General features: G+C 57.4%; 16 protein-coding genes. 7 read left to right on the plus strand and 9 right to left on the minus strand.

The annotated features are described in order from the left end of the window. Positions 1-16: 16 nt before the first annotated feature. Together Poly51_RS05025 and Poly51_RS05030 are read right to left on the minus strand one after the other, a co-directional pair. Entirely contained in the window at positions 17-370 is a 354-nt protein-coding gene (locus Poly51_RS05025; RefSeq protein WP_146454797.1) for a hypothetical protein, read from the minus strand. A 51-nt stretch (positions 371-421) separates the two neighbouring features. Beyond that, on the minus strand, positions 422-1426 hold the full coding sequence (locus tag Poly51_RS05030; RefSeq protein ID WP_146454799.1) for an AAA family ATPase: 1005 nt from the start codon (positions 1424-1426) through the stop codon (positions 422-424). 234 nt (positions 1427-1660) lie between these two features. Here Poly51_RS05030 and Poly51_RS05035 point away from each other — a divergent pair, with 234 nt between their 5' ends. Beyond that, a complete protein-coding gene (locus Poly51_RS05035) occupies positions 1661-2851 on the plus strand; it encodes an alpha/beta hydrolase family protein (protein ID WP_186775348.1) in 1191 nt (396 codons plus the stop codon). 28 nt (positions 2852-2879) lie between these two features. On the opposite strand, the gene Poly51_RS05040 is transcribed toward Poly51_RS05035, so the two are convergent. Then, the gene (locus Poly51_RS05040) at positions 2880-4607 is read right to left on the minus strand and encodes a DEAD/DEAH box helicase (RefSeq protein ID WP_146454803.1); all 1728 of its coding nucleotides are present in this window, start codon (positions 4605-4607) and stop codon (positions 2880-2882) included. A gap of 1 nt (position 4608) precedes the next feature. Continuing rightward, the gene (locus tag Poly51_RS05045) at positions 4609-5172 is read right to left on the minus strand and encodes a hypothetical protein (protein WP_146454806.1); all 564 of its coding nucleotides are present in this window, start codon (positions 5170-5172) and stop codon (positions 4609-4611) included. A gap of 334 nt (positions 5173-5506) precedes the next feature. Between Poly51_RS05045 and Poly51_RS05050 the strand changes: the two genes are divergently transcribed. Next, entirely contained in the window at positions 5507-5965 is a 459-nt protein-coding gene (locus tag Poly51_RS05050; RefSeq protein WP_146454808.1) for a hypothetical protein, read from the plus strand. A gap of 53 nt (positions 5966-6018) precedes the next feature. Here Poly51_RS05050 and Poly51_RS05055 read toward each other — a convergent pair whose 3' ends face one another. Next, on the minus strand, positions 6019-7875 hold the full coding sequence (locus tag Poly51_RS05055) for a cation:proton antiporter (RefSeq protein ID WP_146454810.1): 1857 nt from the start codon (positions 7873-7875) through the stop codon (positions 6019-6021). 272 nt (positions 7876-8147) lie between these two features. Between Poly51_RS05055 and Poly51_RS05060 the strand changes: the two genes are divergently transcribed. Further along, the gene (locus Poly51_RS05060; protein ID WP_146454812.1) at positions 8148-9023 is read left to right on the plus strand and encodes a glycosyltransferase family 2 protein; all 876 of its coding nucleotides are present in this window, start codon (positions 8148-8150) and stop codon (positions 9021-9023) included. A 42-nt stretch (positions 9024-9065) separates the two neighbouring features. Here Poly51_RS05060 and der read toward each other — a convergent pair whose 3' ends face one another. Continuing rightward, positions 9066-10403, minus strand: coding sequence for a ribosome biogenesis GTPase Der (gene der, locus Poly51_RS05065; RefSeq protein ID WP_146454814.1), 1338 nt, complete (start codon positions 10401-10403; stop codon positions 9066-9068). Positions 10404-10520: 117 nt separating this feature from the next. Here der and Poly51_RS05070 point away from each other — a divergent pair, with 117 nt between their 5' ends. Continuing rightward, the gene (locus Poly51_RS05070) at positions 10521-11447 is read left to right on the plus strand and encodes a uracil-DNA glycosylase (protein ID WP_146454816.1); all 927 of its coding nucleotides are present in this window, start codon (positions 10521-10523) and stop codon (positions 11445-11447) included. A 223-nt stretch (positions 11448-11670) separates the two neighbouring features. Further along, positions 11671-13203: a Mur ligase family protein gene (locus tag Poly51_RS05075; RefSeq protein ID WP_186775349.1), complete on the plus strand. Its 1533-nt coding sequence runs from the start codon at positions 11671-11673 to the stop codon at positions 13201-13203. On the opposite strand, the gene Poly51_RS05080 is transcribed toward Poly51_RS05075, so the two are convergent. Continuing rightward, positions 13200-13586, minus strand: a complete 387-nt coding sequence (locus tag Poly51_RS05080) for a response regulator (protein WP_186775350.1) — start codon at positions 13584-13586, stop codon at positions 13200-13202. The two genes, Poly51_RS05075 and Poly51_RS05080, sit on opposite strands and share 4 nt — an antisense overlap. Positions 13587-13697: 111 nt before the next feature. Here Poly51_RS05080 and Poly51_RS05085 point away from each other — a divergent pair, with 111 nt between their 5' ends. Both Poly51_RS05085 and Poly51_RS05090 read left to right on the plus strand, forming a co-directional pair. Next, positions 13698-14696 carry an AAA family ATPase gene (locus Poly51_RS05085; RefSeq protein ID WP_146454819.1) on the plus strand — a complete coding sequence of 333 codons (999 nt, stop codon included), beginning with the start codon at positions 13698-13700 and terminating at the stop codon, positions 14694-14696. Positions 14697-14711: 15 nt separating this feature from the next. After that, positions 14712-16112 (plus strand): DUF58 domain-containing protein, encoded by a 1401-nt coding sequence (locus tag Poly51_RS05090; protein ID WP_146454822.1) that lies wholly within the window; start codon positions 14712-14714, stop codon positions 16110-16112. A 142-nt stretch (positions 16113-16254) separates the two neighbouring features. On the opposite strand, the gene tyrS is transcribed toward Poly51_RS05090, so the two are convergent. Further along, positions 16255-17538, minus strand: coding sequence for a tyrosine--tRNA ligase (gene tyrS / locus Poly51_RS05095; RefSeq protein WP_146454824.1), 1284 nt, complete (start codon positions 17536-17538; stop codon positions 16255-16257). Next, on the minus strand, positions 17531-18274 hold the full coding sequence (gene ispD / locus Poly51_RS05100) for a 2-C-methyl-D-erythritol 4-phosphate cytidylyltransferase (RefSeq protein ID WP_315853656.1): 744 nt from the start codon (positions 18272-18274) through the stop codon (positions 17531-17533). Before ispD ends, tyrS begins: the two co-directional genes overlap by 8 nt. Between the last annotated feature and the right edge of the window lie 45 nt (positions 18275-18319).

The raw sequence follows: 18319 nt of genomic DNA on the forward strand, positions 1-18319 counted from the left end.
AATTGGGATGTCGCCATCAACGCCTTACCGTGACCGCCGAAATCGCTCCGCCGATGACCGCGCCCACGAAACCGCCGAACGGGCCTAGAAAAAAGATGAGAGCCAGCGCGCCGACCACTGGATTTCCGCAAGTCGCCGTTCCGGGGGGCAAAGAAGCGTTGTAAACCGAAATCGAGTGCAGTTGGAACAAGCCCAACGCGACGGGGAGAGAAGCACCGACGACAAACCCCCAAATGACGAACAACGGCCAAGCCGAACGGCGGACGTTCTTCACGAAAACATCACTCGCCTGATCCCGCGGATCCGATCCAAGCAAATCGGACGCCGGTTGGTACGGGTTGTCATGGAACACGTTCGACCTGCCTTTCATGGGAGAAAGATCCGCCGTGTCGTTCTACGCGTGCCTGGATCGAACCGTTCGTCAGTCGGCTTTCTCGGGCACCTTTTCAAGGATGTCCAGCAGCACCGTATCGGGATCGATGCCTTCGGCTTGCGCTTCGAAGTTCAGCAACACCCGGTGTCGCATTGCCGGCAAGAAAACACGACGCACGTCTTCGAACGAAACGTTGTACCGTCCATCCAATAGCGCGCGGACTTTCGATGCCAGTGCTAAGGTCTGTGCACCGCGCGGGCTGGCGCCCCATCGAACATAGCTGTTTGTTGCATCGACGCTGTGCGGTCCATCGGGATGCGTGGCCAGGTTCAACCGAACCAAGTAATCTTGGACGTGCGGCGCCAAGATGACTTTCCGAATCATCGCTTGCCACTTCATCAATTCGCTGCCGTCCATGACTTTGTCCAGCGAAATGGTTTCACCGCGAGTCGTTCGGTCGACGATCACGTTCAGATCTTCTCGACTGCTGTAGCCGACGACCAGCTTGAACATGAACCGATCCAACTGGGCTTCGGGAAGCGGATATGTTCCTTCTTGTTCGATCGGGTTTTGCGTTGCCAACACGAAGAACGGCTTCGCCAACTCGAATCGTTTTCCGCCGGCGGTCACCGTGCCTTCTTGCATGGTTTCGAGCATCGCCGATTGAGTCTTTGGCGTCGCCCGGTTGATTTCGTCGGCCAACAGAATCTGTGTGAAGACGGGCCCTTTTTGAAACTCGAACTTTCGCCGACCGTCTTCGTTTTCGACGATCATGTTGGTGCCCAGGATGTCGGCGGGCATCAGGTCCGGCGTGAATTGGACGCGGTTGAAATCCAGATCCAGAACTTCGGCAAGGGTTCGCACCAGCATCGTTTTGCCGAGCCCGGGAACACCTTCAAGCAAACAGTGACCGCCGCAAAGGATCGCCGTCAGCACGCCGTGAACGATATCGTCGTGCCCAACGATGACGCGACCGATCATTTCGCGAACGGCGTTGTAACGATCGCGAAACTGCGCGGCCTCGGCCTGCATGGATTCTACAGAGGTACTCATCGCTTTGGCGTGCTTCCAAGAAGGAGTCTTTGTCCCGAACGGACCGATATCTTAGCCGAAACGCGGTTGGATCGGGGAAGCAAGCATCATTCCGAATTGCGACCTAGGCTTTCGAAAGACGAATCCCCATTCTCACTCGCCTACCCGTCCGCCGTCCATCGATGGCCGTCCGCAGTCCCCACTTGAACGCAACGATTTCCCATGCATCGAAATACACGTTCCCTCGGCCGATTTATGGTTCGATTTCTAGCGGTCGTATCAGTCATCATGGTCACGGGCTGCAAGATCGATTTTCCGGAGATGGATCCCGTCGCTGAACGCAAAATCGAAATGGAAGCCTTCGATTTATCGGATGTCCCATCGATCGCGACGCCTGAAAGGCCGCAAAGCGAAGAGTTTTGCCCGGGCGTTGACCAATACACCGTTCGACTGCCTGTCGACGAGGGGCAACCCGGTCAAGCTAGCGAGGTCCGCGTGCTATTGCCCCAACGGCTGGCAAACGGGCCGCTGCCGGACGGACCGCTGCCGACGCTCGTCATGAACGGATCGGGCGCCTATCTGTTTTCGGGTATGAGCCTGACCGACGAAGACATGGAACCAATGATCGACTACGTCCTCAAAGGCTATGCCGTGATCGGTTACGAAACCGATGGCTGCCAGCCCGACTTCGAGAATGATCCGTCGCTGACCGAATTCACCCAGATGGCGAAAGACTACGTCGCCAGCAAAGCAGGGCTGGTCAATGCCAAGCGGGCCATCGACTATGCCGTCGAGCGGTTTGCCGAAATCGATGCCGACAATCTGTATTCGATCGGCCACAGTTCCGGCGGAAAGCAGGCGTTGCTGCTGGCCCAACATGACGAACGCATTCGCGGCGTTGTCGCGTTTGCACCGGCGTGCCGCATGGACATCGGCAGCAAGATGACGATGGCCCGGATGCAAGGCGCGGACACCCAACGCTTGATCAACGAAGTCAATCGGTCGATGCCCATCACACACGCTTCACGATCGAAGGTTCCGATGGTGCTTTTCCATTCACGCCGCGATCAAATCACCACGTCGGCCGAAGTCATCGCGTTCTCGCTTGTTGCCGGGAAGGATGCCGTCGCCATAGAAGTCAAAGCCAGTGGCCACGGATCGGTTCCGGTAGCCGCATTCGAGGAATCGATCGAGTGGCTTGCAAAGCAAACCGGCGGCATGAAGAAAGCCACCGATAAAGACTCCGTCAACGACGAGTCCGTCGCCGCGGTTGCGACAGCCCTGCCCGCACCGGTATCGCCCGGGGTCCCCAACGCACAACATGCATTCGAAGCAACGAACGTCTTCTTTCGTTCCGAACCGAATGCGTCAACGGGATCGAACGCCGCAATGAATCGCGAGATCGAAAAGACGGGAGTCCGGATCAACCCGTACGCGAATCAGTAACGACACAAGAAAACGAGACTCGGCGGCATCACGCGACTTTCTTGCCGCCGGGTGCTCTCAAGTCGAAAAGGCCGAAAATTTCGTCGCGACTAAGTCCGCCGCCACTGCCAACCTTTGGGCCACTGGTGTCACTGAACAGCGTTTCGAACATTTCACGTTTCTGGTCCAACACCGCCGCGATCCGCTGTTCGATGGTATTCATCGCCAACATGCGAGTCACCGTCACGGCACCGCGTGCGCCGATGCGATGGGCGCGATTGATCGCTTGATCTTCGATCGCGGGATTCCACCATCGATCAAACAGAAACACGTACTCACAGAACTGTAGATTCAAGCCCACACTCCCCGCACCATAGCTCATCAAGATCACGCTACAGTTCGGGTCGTTCTTGAACTGGTCGATGACGCCATCGCGTTTCTTGTGGGGCACCCGTCCATGGTATTCCAGAGGTCCGAACGGCTGCATCGCGGGCAACATCTTATCGATGCTGTTGACCCACTGGCTGAACACGATCGCCTTTTTCCCGCTGGCGACAACTTCTTCCATGTCGGCAACCATTCGTTCTAGTTTGACGCTGGCGCCGGTCGACGGATCGAAGTTGCAGATCTGCTTCAGACGCAAAACGAGTTCGAAGACGTGCTGGATCGTCAGCTCTTGATCCATTTCTTCCAACTTGATGATGCCTTCTTTTTCTGCGGACTCATACGTCGCCCATTGTTCGGGCGTCAGATCCAGTTCGGCGTCGCGATACAGTTTGGGCGGCATGTCGTTCATCACCATGTCTTTGGTGCGCCGCAAGATAAAGTCTTTCGACAACTTTGCCATCTCGCCCATCGGCATGCCCGTTTTCAGGTAGCCGGGCGAAAGGTAATCGAAGATGCCAACCAAGTCGTCGGGCGAATTTTCGACCGGCGTTCCAGTCAACGCCCACGATCGCGTCCGGGGGATCGCACGGACGATTTCGCTGGTCGTCGAATTGCGGTTCTTGATGCGTTGGGCTTCATCCAGAGCAACCAGATCGAAGTGCAAGCCGCTGTCGAGGACGGTCTCTTTGTCACGCATCAACAGTTCGTAGTTGGCAACCTTGACGGGAATCTCGGGCGAGCGCCACGCGTGCTCGCGAGTGGCCGCGTTGCCTTCGATCGCAGCGATTGGGATCTCGGGCGCCCAAACACGAAACTCGCGTAACCAGTTCGTAACCAGCGGTTTCGGACACACCAACAACACGCTGCGGACTTCGCCGCTGCAAAGCAGCAATCGAATCGTGCTGATCGCTTGCATCGTTTTACCCAGCCCCATTTCGTCGGCCAGCACGGCGGCATAGCGGGGAAACAGAAACGCGATCCCGTCCAACTGATACGCAAACGGATCAAACGGAAAGTTCAGCTGGCCGCTTCCCACCAACAAATCCAGCGGTGGCTGCAGCAGGTAGTACAACCGGTCGTGCAGCTTGACGACGTCGTTGGGCGGTTTGATCCGATGGTGCTTGATGGTCTTGTAACGCTTGCGAACGTTTTCGACTTGTTCGCGATCCTCGGCGGCCGGTGGCCTGGGCGGCGTCCACTGGTTCGCCTCGGGAAACAGAAACCCTGTCACGCGAGTCGTCAGCGGTGACACTCGGATGGGAAGCGAACGGGGTGCAATCGGTTCAATCGCTAGCGCATAAGTATCCGACGGGACCAGCGAATCGGCCGACCAACTGTTCGCCTCGTCGATTTCAGCAATCAGATCGGGCGCAGAATTTCGTTGAAACATTTTAGGCAGCTTCGGCGCTGGGAACGATCACGGGCTTCTGAGCACGCGCGATCTGTGACTGCGCCTCTTTGATGGCTTCGCGGATTCGATCGAACGGCTCGATCGCGTCTGGTAAATCGACAAGCCTTTTCGCCATTGCGGCAACCGCTTCGACTTGTTCCATCGGGACTCGCAAACGCGAACCGGCCAACGTGACTTCACCGGATCCGATCAATGTGTCGTCGGTGATCGGACCTTCTTCAAGCTCAGCGGCTTCGACCACAATGCCGATCGGAAACGAAACCGATTGGCTGATCACCAATGCTTCGGGTTGGTCGACACACAACAGCCCGATCGGCGTGCGACACTTCTTGACCAACAATGGACCGATGATCTCGCCGATCAAGTGATCGCGAAGTGTAGGGCCGAAAAGAATCTCATGAGCACGAGACGGACGCACCGGCAGAGTGCATTGGAATTCGAGCGGACGACCGCCACTGTTTAAGAGCAACAATCCGCCTGTCCAACCAGTGCGTTGGTCTTCGACGACCGTGAAGTATGCAATGGTGGTTTCCGAATCGGCCATGCGTTGCGGCAACCCTTAAAACGAGAACTGGAAATCGAGAGCAGCAAGGTGCAGTTTCACGCGATCGATTTCAAAATCGGTAACGCCCGTGTGAAGATCCGTAACCACGAAAGTGTTTTCGGCGTTCAGGTTGTTCCGACTTTAGGGGTTGTACCAGTAAAGGTCCGGAGTCGCCGATGCAAGTAAAAAGGTGAGGATTATTCCAAAGTTCTGTTTGCTTGCTAACAAAAATTCAACTTGCTCCGAGATTGCTCGACAAGCCAATTTTTCGTTGGTTATACTCATCGTTCGTTCCCAGCGAATTTACTCGAAGCGACTCAGAGCCCACCTCGATATGTCATACGATCACGAGCCCATCTCGCCCATGTTCCGAATCGACGTTTCGGCGGAAACCAATTCCAATCCGCCGGCATCGAACGATCGGGTCGCTATTGAGCTACTGCGTCAATTGGTCGCTGGCCAGCAACAACAGAACAAGTTGCTTGAAAACTTGATTCAACAAACGTCGGCTGCCAACACGCAACGAGTCAATGAGTTGCAGCAATGGAAGAATGCCAATCCGCAATTGGCCGCCTCATGCCGCCAAGCCGCCGAAACGCTTAGCCGCGTTCAAACGGAATTCTTGTCCACGCTGACGGAAGAAGTTGCCGATAGCGAAGATCACTTGATCGAGGGCGAATACATGCTGAATGAATTTGTCGATCGTTTCGGACCGCGTCTGGCGCACCTGAACGGTGTCCTTCAAGTGCTGGCCCAATTGGGCAGTGCGGACCCCGCGCCGGCGAAGAGCTAACAGCCCGTTGGGGCGACATTCGCCAGCCCCGACCTTTCAATCTTCTCGTACGACTAAGTTGCATTGGCAGCGTGGTCGTCTGGTAGGGCGACCGAAGCGACCATCGCAATGATGGTTTGCCCGGGAACGGGCTTCAACGGTTCAGCCACCGTGTTCAGTTCGAAGCTCTTGTCTTCTTTGATCAACCCGATCAGCGTCGAGCCACCTTTGTACTTTTCCAAAAAGTCGGCATAGGTGAATTCGTCGGCCAACGTGGTCGTCTTGAAGGCTGCCCCCAACATGTGCGATTCTCGCATGCGTGTGAACGTCAACCCTTCGCCGAAGAGTTCGCGACCCATCAAGTGTTTGGTCATCCCGCGACGGACGTGTGAATTCTGGACATTGAATGTCAGCTGATACGCGCCGGCACGACCAAACATCGATCGGCATTCACGAATGGCAAGCGAGTTGACCTCGTCGTTCGGCGTCATTGCTAAGACTTTTCCGATCCCAGCCAACGGCAAATCAGCTCGCGCCGTTTCGTTGAGAACATTGGCACAAACGCCTTCGAGTCCGGCGATCCTGGCCTTCGAAATTTTGTTGTAGTTCGTGTCGATCAGCAGCACCGGAAGATCGGATTTCTTGAGTTCCAAGGCAAAGTCGCGGACCCAGGGTTCCGCGCCAATGATCAGCACTCCGTTCGTTTTTTGGTCTGCCAAACCGAGCCACTTGGCCAGCGGCGCGGCACAAACACCGTAAACCGCCACGGTTCCAACGATGACCAGAAAAGTGACTGTCGCAAGCTGATCGGCACCGGGAATGGCAACGGTTCCCGCGTGGCGTTCCAGTTCGAGTGCGAACACACTGCTGACGGCGGCGGCGACGATGCCACGCGGTGCGAGCCCGGCAATGAAGGCTTTTTCTCGCCACTGCAGCGGCGTACCTAACAAGGAAACAAAGACGGAAATCGGACGCACCAAAAAAATCAGCACGCCAACGAAGGCCAGTCCCGGCCAACCGAGGTCCGCCACATCGGACAAGTTCACCCGGGAACCAAGCACAACGAACAGACATCCGATCAATAGCGTCCGCAAGTTTTCCTTGAACTCGACGATGTGTTCGATGTCGAATCGGTGCTGGTTCGTCAACCAAAGCCCCAACACGGTAACCGTGATCAATCCGGATTCGTGAGCAAGGTGATTGCTGATCGCGAACAACAACAAACCCACCGAGAGCGCCGAAACACCGTGCAGGTGATCGGGAACCCAGAAGCGACGGAATGCAGTCGTCAATCCAAAGCCTCCCACCGCGCCCAGAATCGTTCCGACGGCAACGGTTTTGACCAACATCAACATCGCGTCGAGCGAAAAGGCGTCTTCAACACCTCCGCCGATCACATGTTCGAACACCAATACGGCCAGAATCGCACCGATCGGATCGATCAGAATCCCTTCCCACTTCAACGTCGCGGCGACTCGGCGACTGGGGCGAACTTGCCGCAGCAACGGCCCGATCACCGTCGGCCCGGTCACCACCAAAATGGCGCCTAGCAGAACGCTCACCTGCCACGAAAAATGGAGCAGGTAGTGAGCCGCCATCGTGGCGCCCACCAAAGTGATCAGCGCGCCCACCGTACACAAGCGCAGCGTCGCGCTGCCCGCGTCGCGAAGCTCGCCGAGTTTCAGCGATAACCCGCCCTCGAACATGATGATCGCGACGGACAACGAAACCAAGGGAAACAGAATCTCGGGGCCGGCGCTGAGGTTGCCGCCCGTCAATTCTGCCAAATAGGCATCCGGCTGAACGAATTGCCCCAACAGCACTCCGAACAACAGCAGCAGCAGGATGCCTGGCAGATTCGTACGCCATGCGATCCACTGGGCCGCCAATCCAAGAGACGGAACGATCGCGAGATAAAGTAGAAAATCCATGAAAGATACAGACGAAACGTGATGCGGTTCGAATTCAGTTCGGAGCCGCGATTGTCTCGACAGCCTGGCGATAACGCCACCGGTGACGGAAAAGTTCGGCGCGATCGGAATAATCCGAACCCTTGACCCAACCGCTCCATCACTTGCGATGGAAATGATCACCCAGGTCGATTCTGGCCTACATGCGTCCTATTTGTGTCCCATCGTTGCATAGCAGGTTTGCGAATCTGCCAAAAACGATTCTTCCCGGGGCAGTGACGAGCAGGCTAGACATGACGACGACTACGGCAAAGACAAAAACGACGAATCAAGAAATCGCCGACGATGTCGCCTTTGGCGTCCAACGAGACGAAACGACGTGGCAGCCCCGGTCCGACCATGACCTTGCGATCGAACGGATCGACGACGCACTTGATTTGATCGCCGAAGCGAACGCGATCGCTTCGGACGCAATCCCCGTGACCCGCTATGACGTCACCGTGATTGTTCCGGTCTACAACGAAATTCGCACGATCGAACAGGTCATCAAGCGCATCGAAAAAGTGATGCCGCCGGCAACGGAAATCATCATCGTTGACGATGGCAGCACCGATGGCACAGCCGAATACCTGCAAACGATGCCCTATCGCGCTGGTTGCCAAGTGATTTGCCGACGCGCCAATCACGGCAAGGGTTCCGCCGTTCGCTTGGCGATCCGACACAGCCGCGGCAAAGTCGTTGCGATCCAGGACGCCGATCTCGAGTACGATCCCGCCGATTTGCTGAGAGTGATTTGGCCGATCCTTGATGGCGATGCCGACGCGATTTACGGTTCGCGTTACATCGACGGTTGGGACGATTCGTCGCTGGTACACCGCTTTGGCAATTGGGTACTGACATCGATCAGCAATTTGATGACCGGACTGCGGCTGACCGACATGGAAACATGCCACAAAGCATTCGACGGTGACATGCTGCGTTCACTCGAATTGAAAGAATGCCGCTTCGGTTTTGAACCCGAGATCACGGCAAAGATTGCGGCCGACCACTGGGAAATCTACGAAGTCCCCACCGGATACCAAGCCCGCACTTACCAAGAGGGCAAGAAGATCGGCATCAAAGATGCGTTCTCGGCCCTGGCGTGCATGTGGCGTTACCGCAAAGGGTAGTTCTGGAAAACATTTTCCGACAACTCGTTGCGACACAGATGCTCAATCGTCGCCCGGGCCTTCATCGGTGCGATGCCGCTTGTGCAAATACAGCTTGATCGGCACTTCGCCGAACGGCAGATGGTCGCGGATCACGCCCAGCAGATAGCGTTGATAGTCATTGCCGATCGATTTGGGATCGTTGACGACCAAGACGATCGTTGGCGGTTGGGTCGCAACTTGCGTGGCATAGTAAATTTTGGGGCGGCGGCCCTGGTGCAACGGCGGAATGTGCGCCTCAACGGCGGCGCGAATGACGCGGTTCAACACGCCCGTTGAAACTCGTCCACTGGACTGTTTGAACAGCATCGTCGCGTGATTCAGCAATGCCTTGACGTTCTTGCCGGTTTGCCCGGTGATGAACGCGATCGGCGCATAGGCAAGAGTCGGGAATTGGCTACGCAGGTAACGCACCCAACGATCCGTTGGCACCGTGTTGTGCAACTTGTCCCACTTGTTGATCACGAACACGCACGGCTTGTGATTCTCCATCACGTAACCGAGCAACTGCTTATCGACCTTGCTGACGGTTTCCGACGCGTCGAAGAACATCAGCACCACGTCGGCCCGTCGCACACTGCGTTGGGCGCGGTGCATGCCGTAGTATTCCAAGTCAGTTCGTTGGCTCTTTCGTTTTCGCAAACCGGGCGTATCAATTGCCATGAACGTTTGCCCGTCCATTTCAAAACGAACGTCCACGCTGTCGCGAGTCGTTCCGGGCACTTCGCTGACGATCATTCGATCCGACTCGGCCAACGTGTTGACGAAGGTGCTCTTGCCGACGTTGCGGCGACCGACAATGGTGACCTTCATCTGCGTTTCGGCATGAACTTCATCGTTCGGATCGGGCAGTCGGTCAACGATCAAATCGAGCAGGTCGTCGCGGTGACGGTTTTGCGTCGTGCTGATTTGGATCATGTGACCGCGGCCGAGTTTGTGGAACTCCTCGGCCTGTATGTCCTGGTGCGGTTGGTCGGCTTTGTTGCAGACCAAAACGACCGGCCGTTCGACACCACGCAGACGCTCGGCCACATCTTCGTCCAGCGGCATCATCCCGCTTTGCACGTCGACGACCATGACAATCACGTCCGCCGAATTGATGGCCAATTCGATCTGGCGGCTGACGTCGGCCGTCAGATCGTCGTCATCGACGATCCCAATACCACCGGTATCAATCAGTTCGAAAAAGCGATCGTTGTGTTCGATCAACGTCATCATGCGGTCGCGAGTCACGCCGGCGTGATCGTCGACGATGGCCAGGCGGCGGCGAGCGAGCCAATTGAACAGGCTGCTTTTGCCGACGTTGGGGCGGCCGACGATGGCGACTTGAGGAACTGGCATGAGACGGGGGCAAAAAGGGTGGAAAACACGGACTGGGGAATCGAACAAGGTACGCCGGATCGGCCGTTTCAGACAGACCCGGTAACCTCGCAAACTGGCACCCGGTACAATCTGGGTATGACGCAAACGCCCCCCATCACCGCCCAAGGCGAATCGCCCGAACCACTCGACGCGTTCGAGATTCGCGACCAGGCGACCGCGCTGGCGGCTCATTTGCAGCGTGCCGGCGTTACGTTCCTGCCTCGGGCGGATGCCGCGGCCGTTGAACTTTGGTCAGCCAGATTCGAATCGGCGACCGCCACCGAGGAATCTGATGAAGCGGTTCAAGAGGCCCCCGCACTTGAATCACCGGCCCCGACCCCGCCTGTCGCAAACGAAGAATCGCCAAAGCGGGCTGCCGTTGCGACACCCCGCCGAGTCGATTCGGTCGCCGCTTTTTCGTCGACCGACGGCCCCTACCCGGGACCGGCGCTGCCAGCGGCCGAACGTCAGACTCAGTTGGAAACATGGTCCGCCGAAGTTGCGTCCTGCACCAAATGCGACGTCCTTTCGAGCTGTCGGACGAAAACCGTGTTCGGCGAAGGCAACGTCGCGCCGCGATTCGTGTTCTTTGGGGAAGCCCCCGGGGCCGACGAAGATCGCGAGGGCCGGCCCTTCGTCGGCAAGGCGGGCCAACTGTTGACCAAGATGATCCAGGCCTGCAAGTTCGACCGCAGTGACGCCTACATTCTGAACACCGTCAAATGCCGGCCGCCGGGAAACAGAAACCCCGAACCCGAAGAAATCGCCAACTGTCGACCGTTCTACGAACAACAACTTTCCATCCTTCGCCCCGAATACATCGTGTGCCTGGGCGCGATCAGCGCCCAAGAATTGATGAAGACCAAATTGTCCGTCGGTCGCTTGCGAGGAAAGTTGCATCAGTATTTTGATAGCAAAGTGTTGGTCACGTATCACCCGGCATATTTATTGAGAAATCCGGCTGCGAAAAAGGCGGCGTGGGATGATTTGCAATTGATGATGCGCGACGCCGGATTGCTTTGAACGCCCCGGTGAACCGGCACTCACCGCGTCAACGGCGGCGCGGCGAAACCGTTTTTCGCACGCTTGAATGGGTTTCGCACGATGACGGGTTCGCGATTTTTTCCTATTGACCGTTTTCGCTCGATGGGAACAATCACGACATCGGTGGAGCGAGGACTGCTCTTTCCGACGGCGGTGGAACCGTCGTGAAACAAATTTATCTGCGATGTGCACGGAGGCCATCATGCGTCACGGGATCAAATCAGCTCGTACAAGTGCAACCCAAGTTTCGGTTGACGGTTCGAACGAATTCGGCTCACCCCTTTCGCTTCGTCAAATCTTGCCGTCGGCGCGACTGACCACTTCGGACGACATCGTCGTCACCTCCATCGCACCATCGGCGGAACAAGCCGTACGCGGTGACATGATCGTTTACCGGATCGGCAAAGACGATCCGGCGAAATTGGTCGCCCAAGCGATGGCTCGCGGTGCTGGGGTCATCCTGACCGAGCAATTGTTGCCGTGTCCGGTTCCCCAGTGCATTGTCGGCGACATCGAATTGGCGATGGCTGCGATCACTGCCAATCAATTAGATCGCCCGGACCGAAAACTTTTGACCATCGGCGTGATCGGCTCTGCCGGCAAGACGACGACGTCGTTGTTGTTATCGACGCTACTCAAGTCCAGCGGCGTACGCGTCGGATTCCAAACGGACTTGGGGACTCACGACGGCATTGTGCAATCGACTGCACCGGAGTCGCTAGCCAGCAGCGCGTCGTTGATCCAATGGCTCGGCGAAGCCGTCGACGCGGGTGCGAACGCAGTCGTCGTCGAACTATCCGATGACGAAGCCCGCTACGGACACTACGATTCGATCGAGTTTGATGTTTTGGTCGTTTGCGGTTCCGCGATCGGCGGCAATGACTTTGGCCCGTCCGGATTGCAATGTGCGCTGGAACGATTGACCGATGACGGTGTCGTCGTCTCGCCGGCCGACGATCCTCGTGCGATGCAGATCATCGAAGAACACGATATCAAACACGTCACCTATGGCGTTCGCAAAGCAGCGGACTTGACCGCCAAGATCATCGATCATGCCGATGGGATGACGACACTGTTGGTGACTCACCACGACACCACCGCCGTGATGGAAACATCCCTATGCGGCGGCGCGATGGCAGCCAATCATGCGGCGGCCGTGTTGGTGGGACTGTTGCTTGACCAGCCGTTGCACGAAGCGGTCGAAAAGGTCAGCTCGCTGCGAAGTGTTCCCGGTCGTGGTCAACGACTTTCACGATTCGGACAGGCATCGGTGGTACTGGACCTTGGCGGAACGGTCGATCGAGTCGCCGCGTCGTTGCGAACATTTCGATCGATGAAAGGAGCCGGTCGCCTGTGGTGTGTCCTGGCCATCGACGGCGGCGAACAACCTGAAATCCTGGCTCGTTACGGGCATCTGATCGAGCGGTTCGCCGACAACTGCGTCGTGACGTCCGATCCGGCAACGCGTCAATCGTTTTTACCCGCTTCCCATGCGGTGCTGGACGGCGTCGAGCAATGCGTTGCGATGCGATTGGTCGCCGACCGCGATCGCGCGATCCAGTGGGCGATGTCGGAAGCTGGCATCAACGACACGATCCTGGTGATCACCGGCCAACGTCACCAGACACCGCTGGCGGCAAGGACTGAACTGGGCGAATTAGAAAAACTTGTCGAAACCGCTTGGACAAAATCAGAAGACAACGACCCCAAGCCGAAGCTCAAGATTTTTGGCTAAGAGGGGCGCCAGCCGTACACTTCGGCGAGCGCTCCGCACACGACGTCGCTGAGTTGTTTTAACCGGACCGGCTTATCGAGTATCTCGTAGGCCAACATTGCCTCGGCCTCGCGCCGGATGTCGTCGCTCAGATCGGCGCTCATCAGCACGCATGGCAGCCTGCTGCCGCTAGACCGAAGCTGGCGAATCACTTCCAAGCCCGACAGCCGAGGCATATGGAAGTCGATCAGGCAGACGTGGACTTCCCCGGCACCAAGAACTTCCAGGGCCTCTTCGCCATCGGTTGCTTCGGTCACCTGGAACCCGCGCCGCACCAAGCCTTCACAAACGACGTGGCGAAACGCCGCGTCATCGTCGGTCACCAATAGGTTCGGGATCAGCATGGTTTGCACCGGCTACAGTTCCGGACTGCCACCACGGCAGCCTCTGGCAGACTATCATCATAATTGCAATTGTAGTGCCGAATCTTATCCCGCATCGGATCATGGTCCCGAATGAATCAACCGGCAACGCGTCCCAAAACCGATAAATCCGGTCAAATCGATTCTCCGGCAGCCGTCAGCGAGCTGGCAAAAAGAATTATTGGCAATGTCGAACTGGCAATCGTCGGCAAACGGAAGCAATTGGTATTGTCGCTGGTGACATGGTTGTCGGGCGGCCACATCTTGCTGGAGGACGTCCCCGGCGTGGCGAAAACCATGCTCGCACGCGCCTTGGCGCGCAGCGTGGGATGCCACTTCAAGCGGGTTCAATGCACCCCAGACCTGCTGCCCACCGACGTCACGGGCACTTCGATTTTCAACCAAAAGACGGCCGAGTTCGAATTTCGTCCGGGCCCCGTCTTCACGCAAATTTTGTTGGCCGACGAAATCAATCGCGCCACGCCACGAACGCAAGCCTCGTTATTGGAAGCAATGGCCGAAACCCGGGTCACCGTCGACGGCACAACGCACACGCTCAAACCGCCGTTCATTGTCATCGCGACCCAGAATCCGGTCGACCATGAGGGCACTTTCCCATTGCCCGAAGCCCAGCTTGACCGCTTCATGATGCGGTTCAGCCTGGGGTATCCGTCGATGGAAGAAGAACTGCGGATGCTGGAGTTGCTGCAGCACACGCACCCGGTGGACCGATTGAAACCCGTCGCCACGGCCGACGAGATCGTGGCTGCGTCGATCGAAGTTCGCAAGGTTCACGTCGACCCACGAGTTCGCCAATACTTACTGCAGATCGTCAACGAGACTCGAAACCATGACGACTTGGCGCTCGGTGGCAGCCCGCGTGCGACCATCGCCTTGTTTCGATGTGCTCAAGCGATGGCGGCGATTCGTGGTCGCAATTTTGCCATGCCCGACGACGTCAAAAAGATCATCGCACCCGTGATGAATCACCGATTGATCATGCGTCCCGAGAGCCGCTTGCGCAAATTGACGACCGAGAAAATCTTGGACGACATCGTCAACGAGATCGCCGTGCCGACCATCGAAGGGTGAGTGTGAGCGACGATCATGCCCGATGATGTGCTCGAACAAGTCGACCAGCAACTGCTCGACCGCGTCGAACAACGCGTTGCATCAGAATCCGCGGCGTCGCCGAAGTTCACGGTCATGGCTGGCATCGCGACGGTTCTGTTGTTCGGAATGCTGTTCGGCGCATCGCTTTGGGTCTTGGTGGCCGTTGCGGCGGGGCTGATGCTTGCGGCCAACTATTTTCTGGCCAAAGTTTGGGCGACCGCAACCATCGCAACTCGCGGCGGCGCCGACAACGACGAAGTCAAGATTGGATCGCAAGTCGCTGTCGAATTGAGCCTACACAACCGCAGCCGCATTCCCGTGCTTTGGGTTCTAGTTGAAGACCTGCTGCCGCGTTGGACGACAACGACGGAACATCCGACGCTTGCCGTCGAAGGTGACCGAGTCGGCGTGATGCTGCTGTGGCCCGATGAAACGCGAACGATGAACTACGAAGTCAAATGCCATCGCCGCGGCTATTTTCAAATCGGTCCGACCGTGCTGGAGACCGGTGACATGATGGGACTGTACCGTCGGTATCGCGTCGGCACCGAGCCTCAGTTTGTCACCGTGCTTCCCGAGGTCGTTCCGCTGACCAGCTATGAGATCGGTTCACGTCGTCCCATCGGTGAAATCCGCATGCGTGCGAATGTGATGGACGACCCGACTCGCTTGCGGGGAATCCGGCAATGGCAGATCGGTGACCCGATGCGAAGCGTCCACTGGGCCGCAACGGCGCGAACCGGTGTGCTGCACAGCAAGATCTACGAACCATCATCGATCGTCGGTGCGACGCTGCTGTTGGACTTGCACGAATCGACCAACCCCAGCAAGCAAGAACCGTATCGCGTCGACTTAGCCGTCACGGCCGCCGCATCGATCGCCGCGGCACTGCACGATTCCGGTGAACCGTTCGGGCTGGCAACCAACGGTCGCGATGCTTCGGATCGTGTTCGCGAAGAAGGTTGGACAGGCGACCACCGCGTCCGCGGCGCAGCAGCCGAAGCAGCGTCGATGCGAGAAGAAAGCGATCGACTGCGACCTGTACTGATCGCACCTGGTCGCGGTCCCGTTCAATTCAAAGAAGTGCATCGCACCTTGGCTCGCTTGGAACGAACCAGCGGATTAACGTTCGCGGAATTCTTGATCGAGTGTGAATCACGAATTTCGTCGGAGACCACGATGCTTGTGATCGTGCAGGACACGCCTCCCGAAACGATCGCATCGCTCGTATCGTTGTCGCGCCGCGGCCGAGCTGTGGCCGTGATCATCAACACACACGACATCAACGACTACAGCGCATCGGCGGGCCCATTGATCGCTAGCCGCATCCCCACGTTTCACCTAGCATCCAAAGAAGCGATCGCCGAAGTGTGCCGTCAAACGCTTGTCCGGTAAAAGCTGAGGCCCCAGGTTGCCCTGCGACTCCGCTGGGTGGCTCTGCGACTCCGCTGGCAGTTTGTACCGTGTGCTTGTGAACTGCTTTGCAGTTCATATCCCGCGAGCGGAGTCGCGGGTCCACATAGGGTTACCCGAAAACTTACGTGAACCTCAGCAACGCATACTTCCGTTTGCCTTTCCGCAGCACCATGACGGTCTCGCTTGCCAAATCCGAGGTCGTCAATCGTTGTTGTTCGTCGGTAACGCGAATGTTGTTGACATACACGCCACCTTCTTTGATTCCACGACGGGCCTCACCGCCGCTGGAAACCAAGCCGGCGGTCTGCAAGGCTTCGACGATCCAGTAGCCCTCACCATCGAGCTTACTTCGCTCGACATCGCTACTGGGGACATCCGCAAAGATTGCACCTAGCGAAGCATCGGTTGCTTCGCCGATCTCGCCGCCGAACAGGATATCCGAGGCGCGTTCGGCCGTCTTCAAACCTTCGTCGCCGTGCAGCAACGTGGTAATCCACTGGGCCAACCGAATCTGTGCCGCGCGTTTGCCCGGATCGGACGCTGTTGCTTCCGCCAACGCGTCGTACTCGTCCCGTTGGATCTCCGTTAGGTAAGCGATACAGCGCATCACGTCGGCATCGTCGACCGTTTTCCAGTACTGATAAAATTCATAGGGACTCGTTCGATTCGGATCCAACCAGATCGCACCCTTTTCCGTTTTCCCCATCTTCTTACCGTCGCCAGTCGTCAGCAACGGCGCCGTCACGCCGAACAATTGCTTGCCCAACATGCGTCGTCCCAAATCGATACCGGCTGTGATGTTGCCCCATTGGTCACTGCCGCCGGCTTGGATCGAACAACCGTGCGTCTTCGACAGATGCACAAAGTCGTACGCTTGCAACAGCATGTAACTGAATTCGGTGTAGCTAAGTCCGGCTTCGCTTTCCAAACGTGACCGCACCGACTCTTTGCCCATCATCGCGCCAACGGGAAAGTTCTTACCCACGTCACGCAAAAATTCCAAGTAAGAATAACCCTGCATCCAATCAAAATTGTTCAGCAACATCGCTCCATCGGTTCCGGTGAAGTCCAGCAGCATCCGCATCTGGGCGGCCACGCCGTCAACGTTCTCTTGCAGTTGCTCGGCCGACAACAGGTTGCGTTCTTCGCTTTTTCCGCTCGGATCACCAATCATGCCCGTCGCACCACCGACCAAAGCGATCGGGCGATGCCCGGCTTTTTGAAAACGGCGCAGCATCATCAACTGCATCAACGAACCGACGTGCAAACTGGACGCCGTCGGATCAAATCCGATGTAGACCGTTTGCGGTCCCGAGGCCAGCAATTTGCCCAACCCCGCCTCGTCGGTGCATTGGTGAATCAGTCCGCGCCATCTCAGGTCGTCTAGCAAGTTTGTTTCAGGCATCGTGCTTCTTTGTTTGCCGAGCGAAAATCGCTTCGGCGACCGCCAGGTCTTCGGGGTAAGTGATCTTCAAGTTGTCGGCGCTGCCGCGAACGATCGCGACGGCATGCCCGATCCGTTCGACCAACTCCGCATCGTCGGTCGCCGGTCGACCATTGTGCTTTTGATATGCGTTTCGTAACACCCCGGCGTCGAAAACCTGGGGTGTCAGCGCCACGTACAAGTCACGGCGATCGACCGTTTCGGTTCGCGCCGTTTGGCCAGAAATTCGAATTTCGCGGCGAATCGTCCCAGGTACCGGAGACGCTAAAATTGCCGACCCTGACTGGGACGCCGTCGCAAAAACGGCGGCCAGATCGGCTTCGCTGACCAGCGGACGGGCCGCATCGTGGACAGCGATCCAGCGAACTTGGGGATCGTCGCCGATCGCCTGGATCCCCGCCCAGACGCTGTCATAGCGTTGGTCACCCCCACGAACGATTTCGATTCGAAGCTCGGCGACCAGATCGGAAAACTCGTTCTCGAAGGCTGCATGATCGGTATCAGACACCGGCATCACGATGCGGCCGACCAGTGCCGACGACGCGAGACGTTCGGCCGATCGAAACCACAGCGGCTTGCCCGCCAAGGTCGCGAATAACTTGTTGTGTTCGCTGCCGAATCGAGTCCCGCTGCCTGCGGCCGGCATCACAACGGCGATCGAACCCAGGGTTGGCGGCTGGTGAGAGGGATCTTGCACGGCGATTTCGAATGAACGGTAAGTGACTGTATTGCCCGCTAGCCT

This window comes from Rubripirellula tenax (assembly GCF_007860125.1).
GTDB classification, from domain to species: domain Bacteria; phylum Planctomycetota; class Planctomycetia; order Pirellulales; family Pirellulaceae; genus Rubripirellula; species Rubripirellula tenax.

Coding starts and splice junctions, on each gene's coding strand:
- Poly51_RS05050 (WP_146454808.1), top strand. CDS start 5,507: ATGTCATACGATCACGAGCCCATCTCGCCCATGTTCCGAATCGACGTT.
- Poly51_RS05080 (WP_186775350.1), bottom strand. CDS start 13,586: ATGCTGATCCCGAACCTATTGGTGACCGACGATGACGCGGCGTTTCGC.
- Poly51_RS05040 (WP_146454803.1), bottom strand. CDS start 4,607: ATGTTTCAACGAAATTCTGCGCCCGATCTGATTGCTGAAATCGACGAG.
- Poly51_RS05025 (WP_146454797.1), bottom strand. CDS start 370: ATGAAAGGCAGGTCGAACGTGTTCCATGACAACCCGTACCAACCGGCG.
- Poly51_RS05075 (WP_186775349.1), top strand. CDS start 11,671: ATGCGTCACGGGATCAAATCAGCTCGTACAAGTGCAACCCAAGTTTCG.
- Poly51_RS05045 (WP_146454806.1), bottom strand. CDS start 5,172: ATGGCCGATTCGGAAACCACCATTGCATACTTCACGGTCGTCGAAGAC.
- der (WP_146454814.1), bottom strand. CDS start 10,403: ATGCCAGTTCCTCAAGTCGCCATCGTCGGCCGCCCCAACGTCGGCAAA.
- Poly51_RS05090 (WP_146454822.1), top strand. CDS start 14,712: ATGCCCGATGATGTGCTCGAACAAGTCGACCAGCAACTGCTCGACCGC.
- tyrS (WP_146454824.1), bottom strand. CDS start 17,538: ATGCCTGAAACAAACTTGCTAGACGACCTGAGATGGCGCGGACTGATT.
- Poly51_RS05085 (WP_146454819.1), top strand. CDS start 13,698: ATGAATCAACCGGCAACGCGTCCCAAAACCGATAAATCCGGTCAAATC.
- Poly51_RS05060 (WP_146454812.1), top strand. CDS start 8,148: ATGACGACGACTACGGCAAAGACAAAAACGACGAATCAAGAAATCGCC.
- Poly51_RS05035 (WP_186775348.1), top strand. CDS start 1,661: ATGGTTCGATTTCTAGCGGTCGTATCAGTCATCATGGTCACGGGCTGC.
- Poly51_RS05070 (WP_146454816.1), top strand. CDS start 10,521: ATGACGCAAACGCCCCCCATCACCGCCCAAGGCGAATCGCCCGAACCA.
- Poly51_RS05055 (WP_146454810.1), bottom strand. CDS start 7,875: ATGGATTTTCTACTTTATCTCGCGATCGTTCCGTCTCTTGGATTGGCG.
- Poly51_RS05030 (WP_146454799.1), bottom strand. CDS start 1,426: ATGAGTACCTCTGTAGAATCCATGCAGGCCGAGGCCGCGCAGTTTCGC.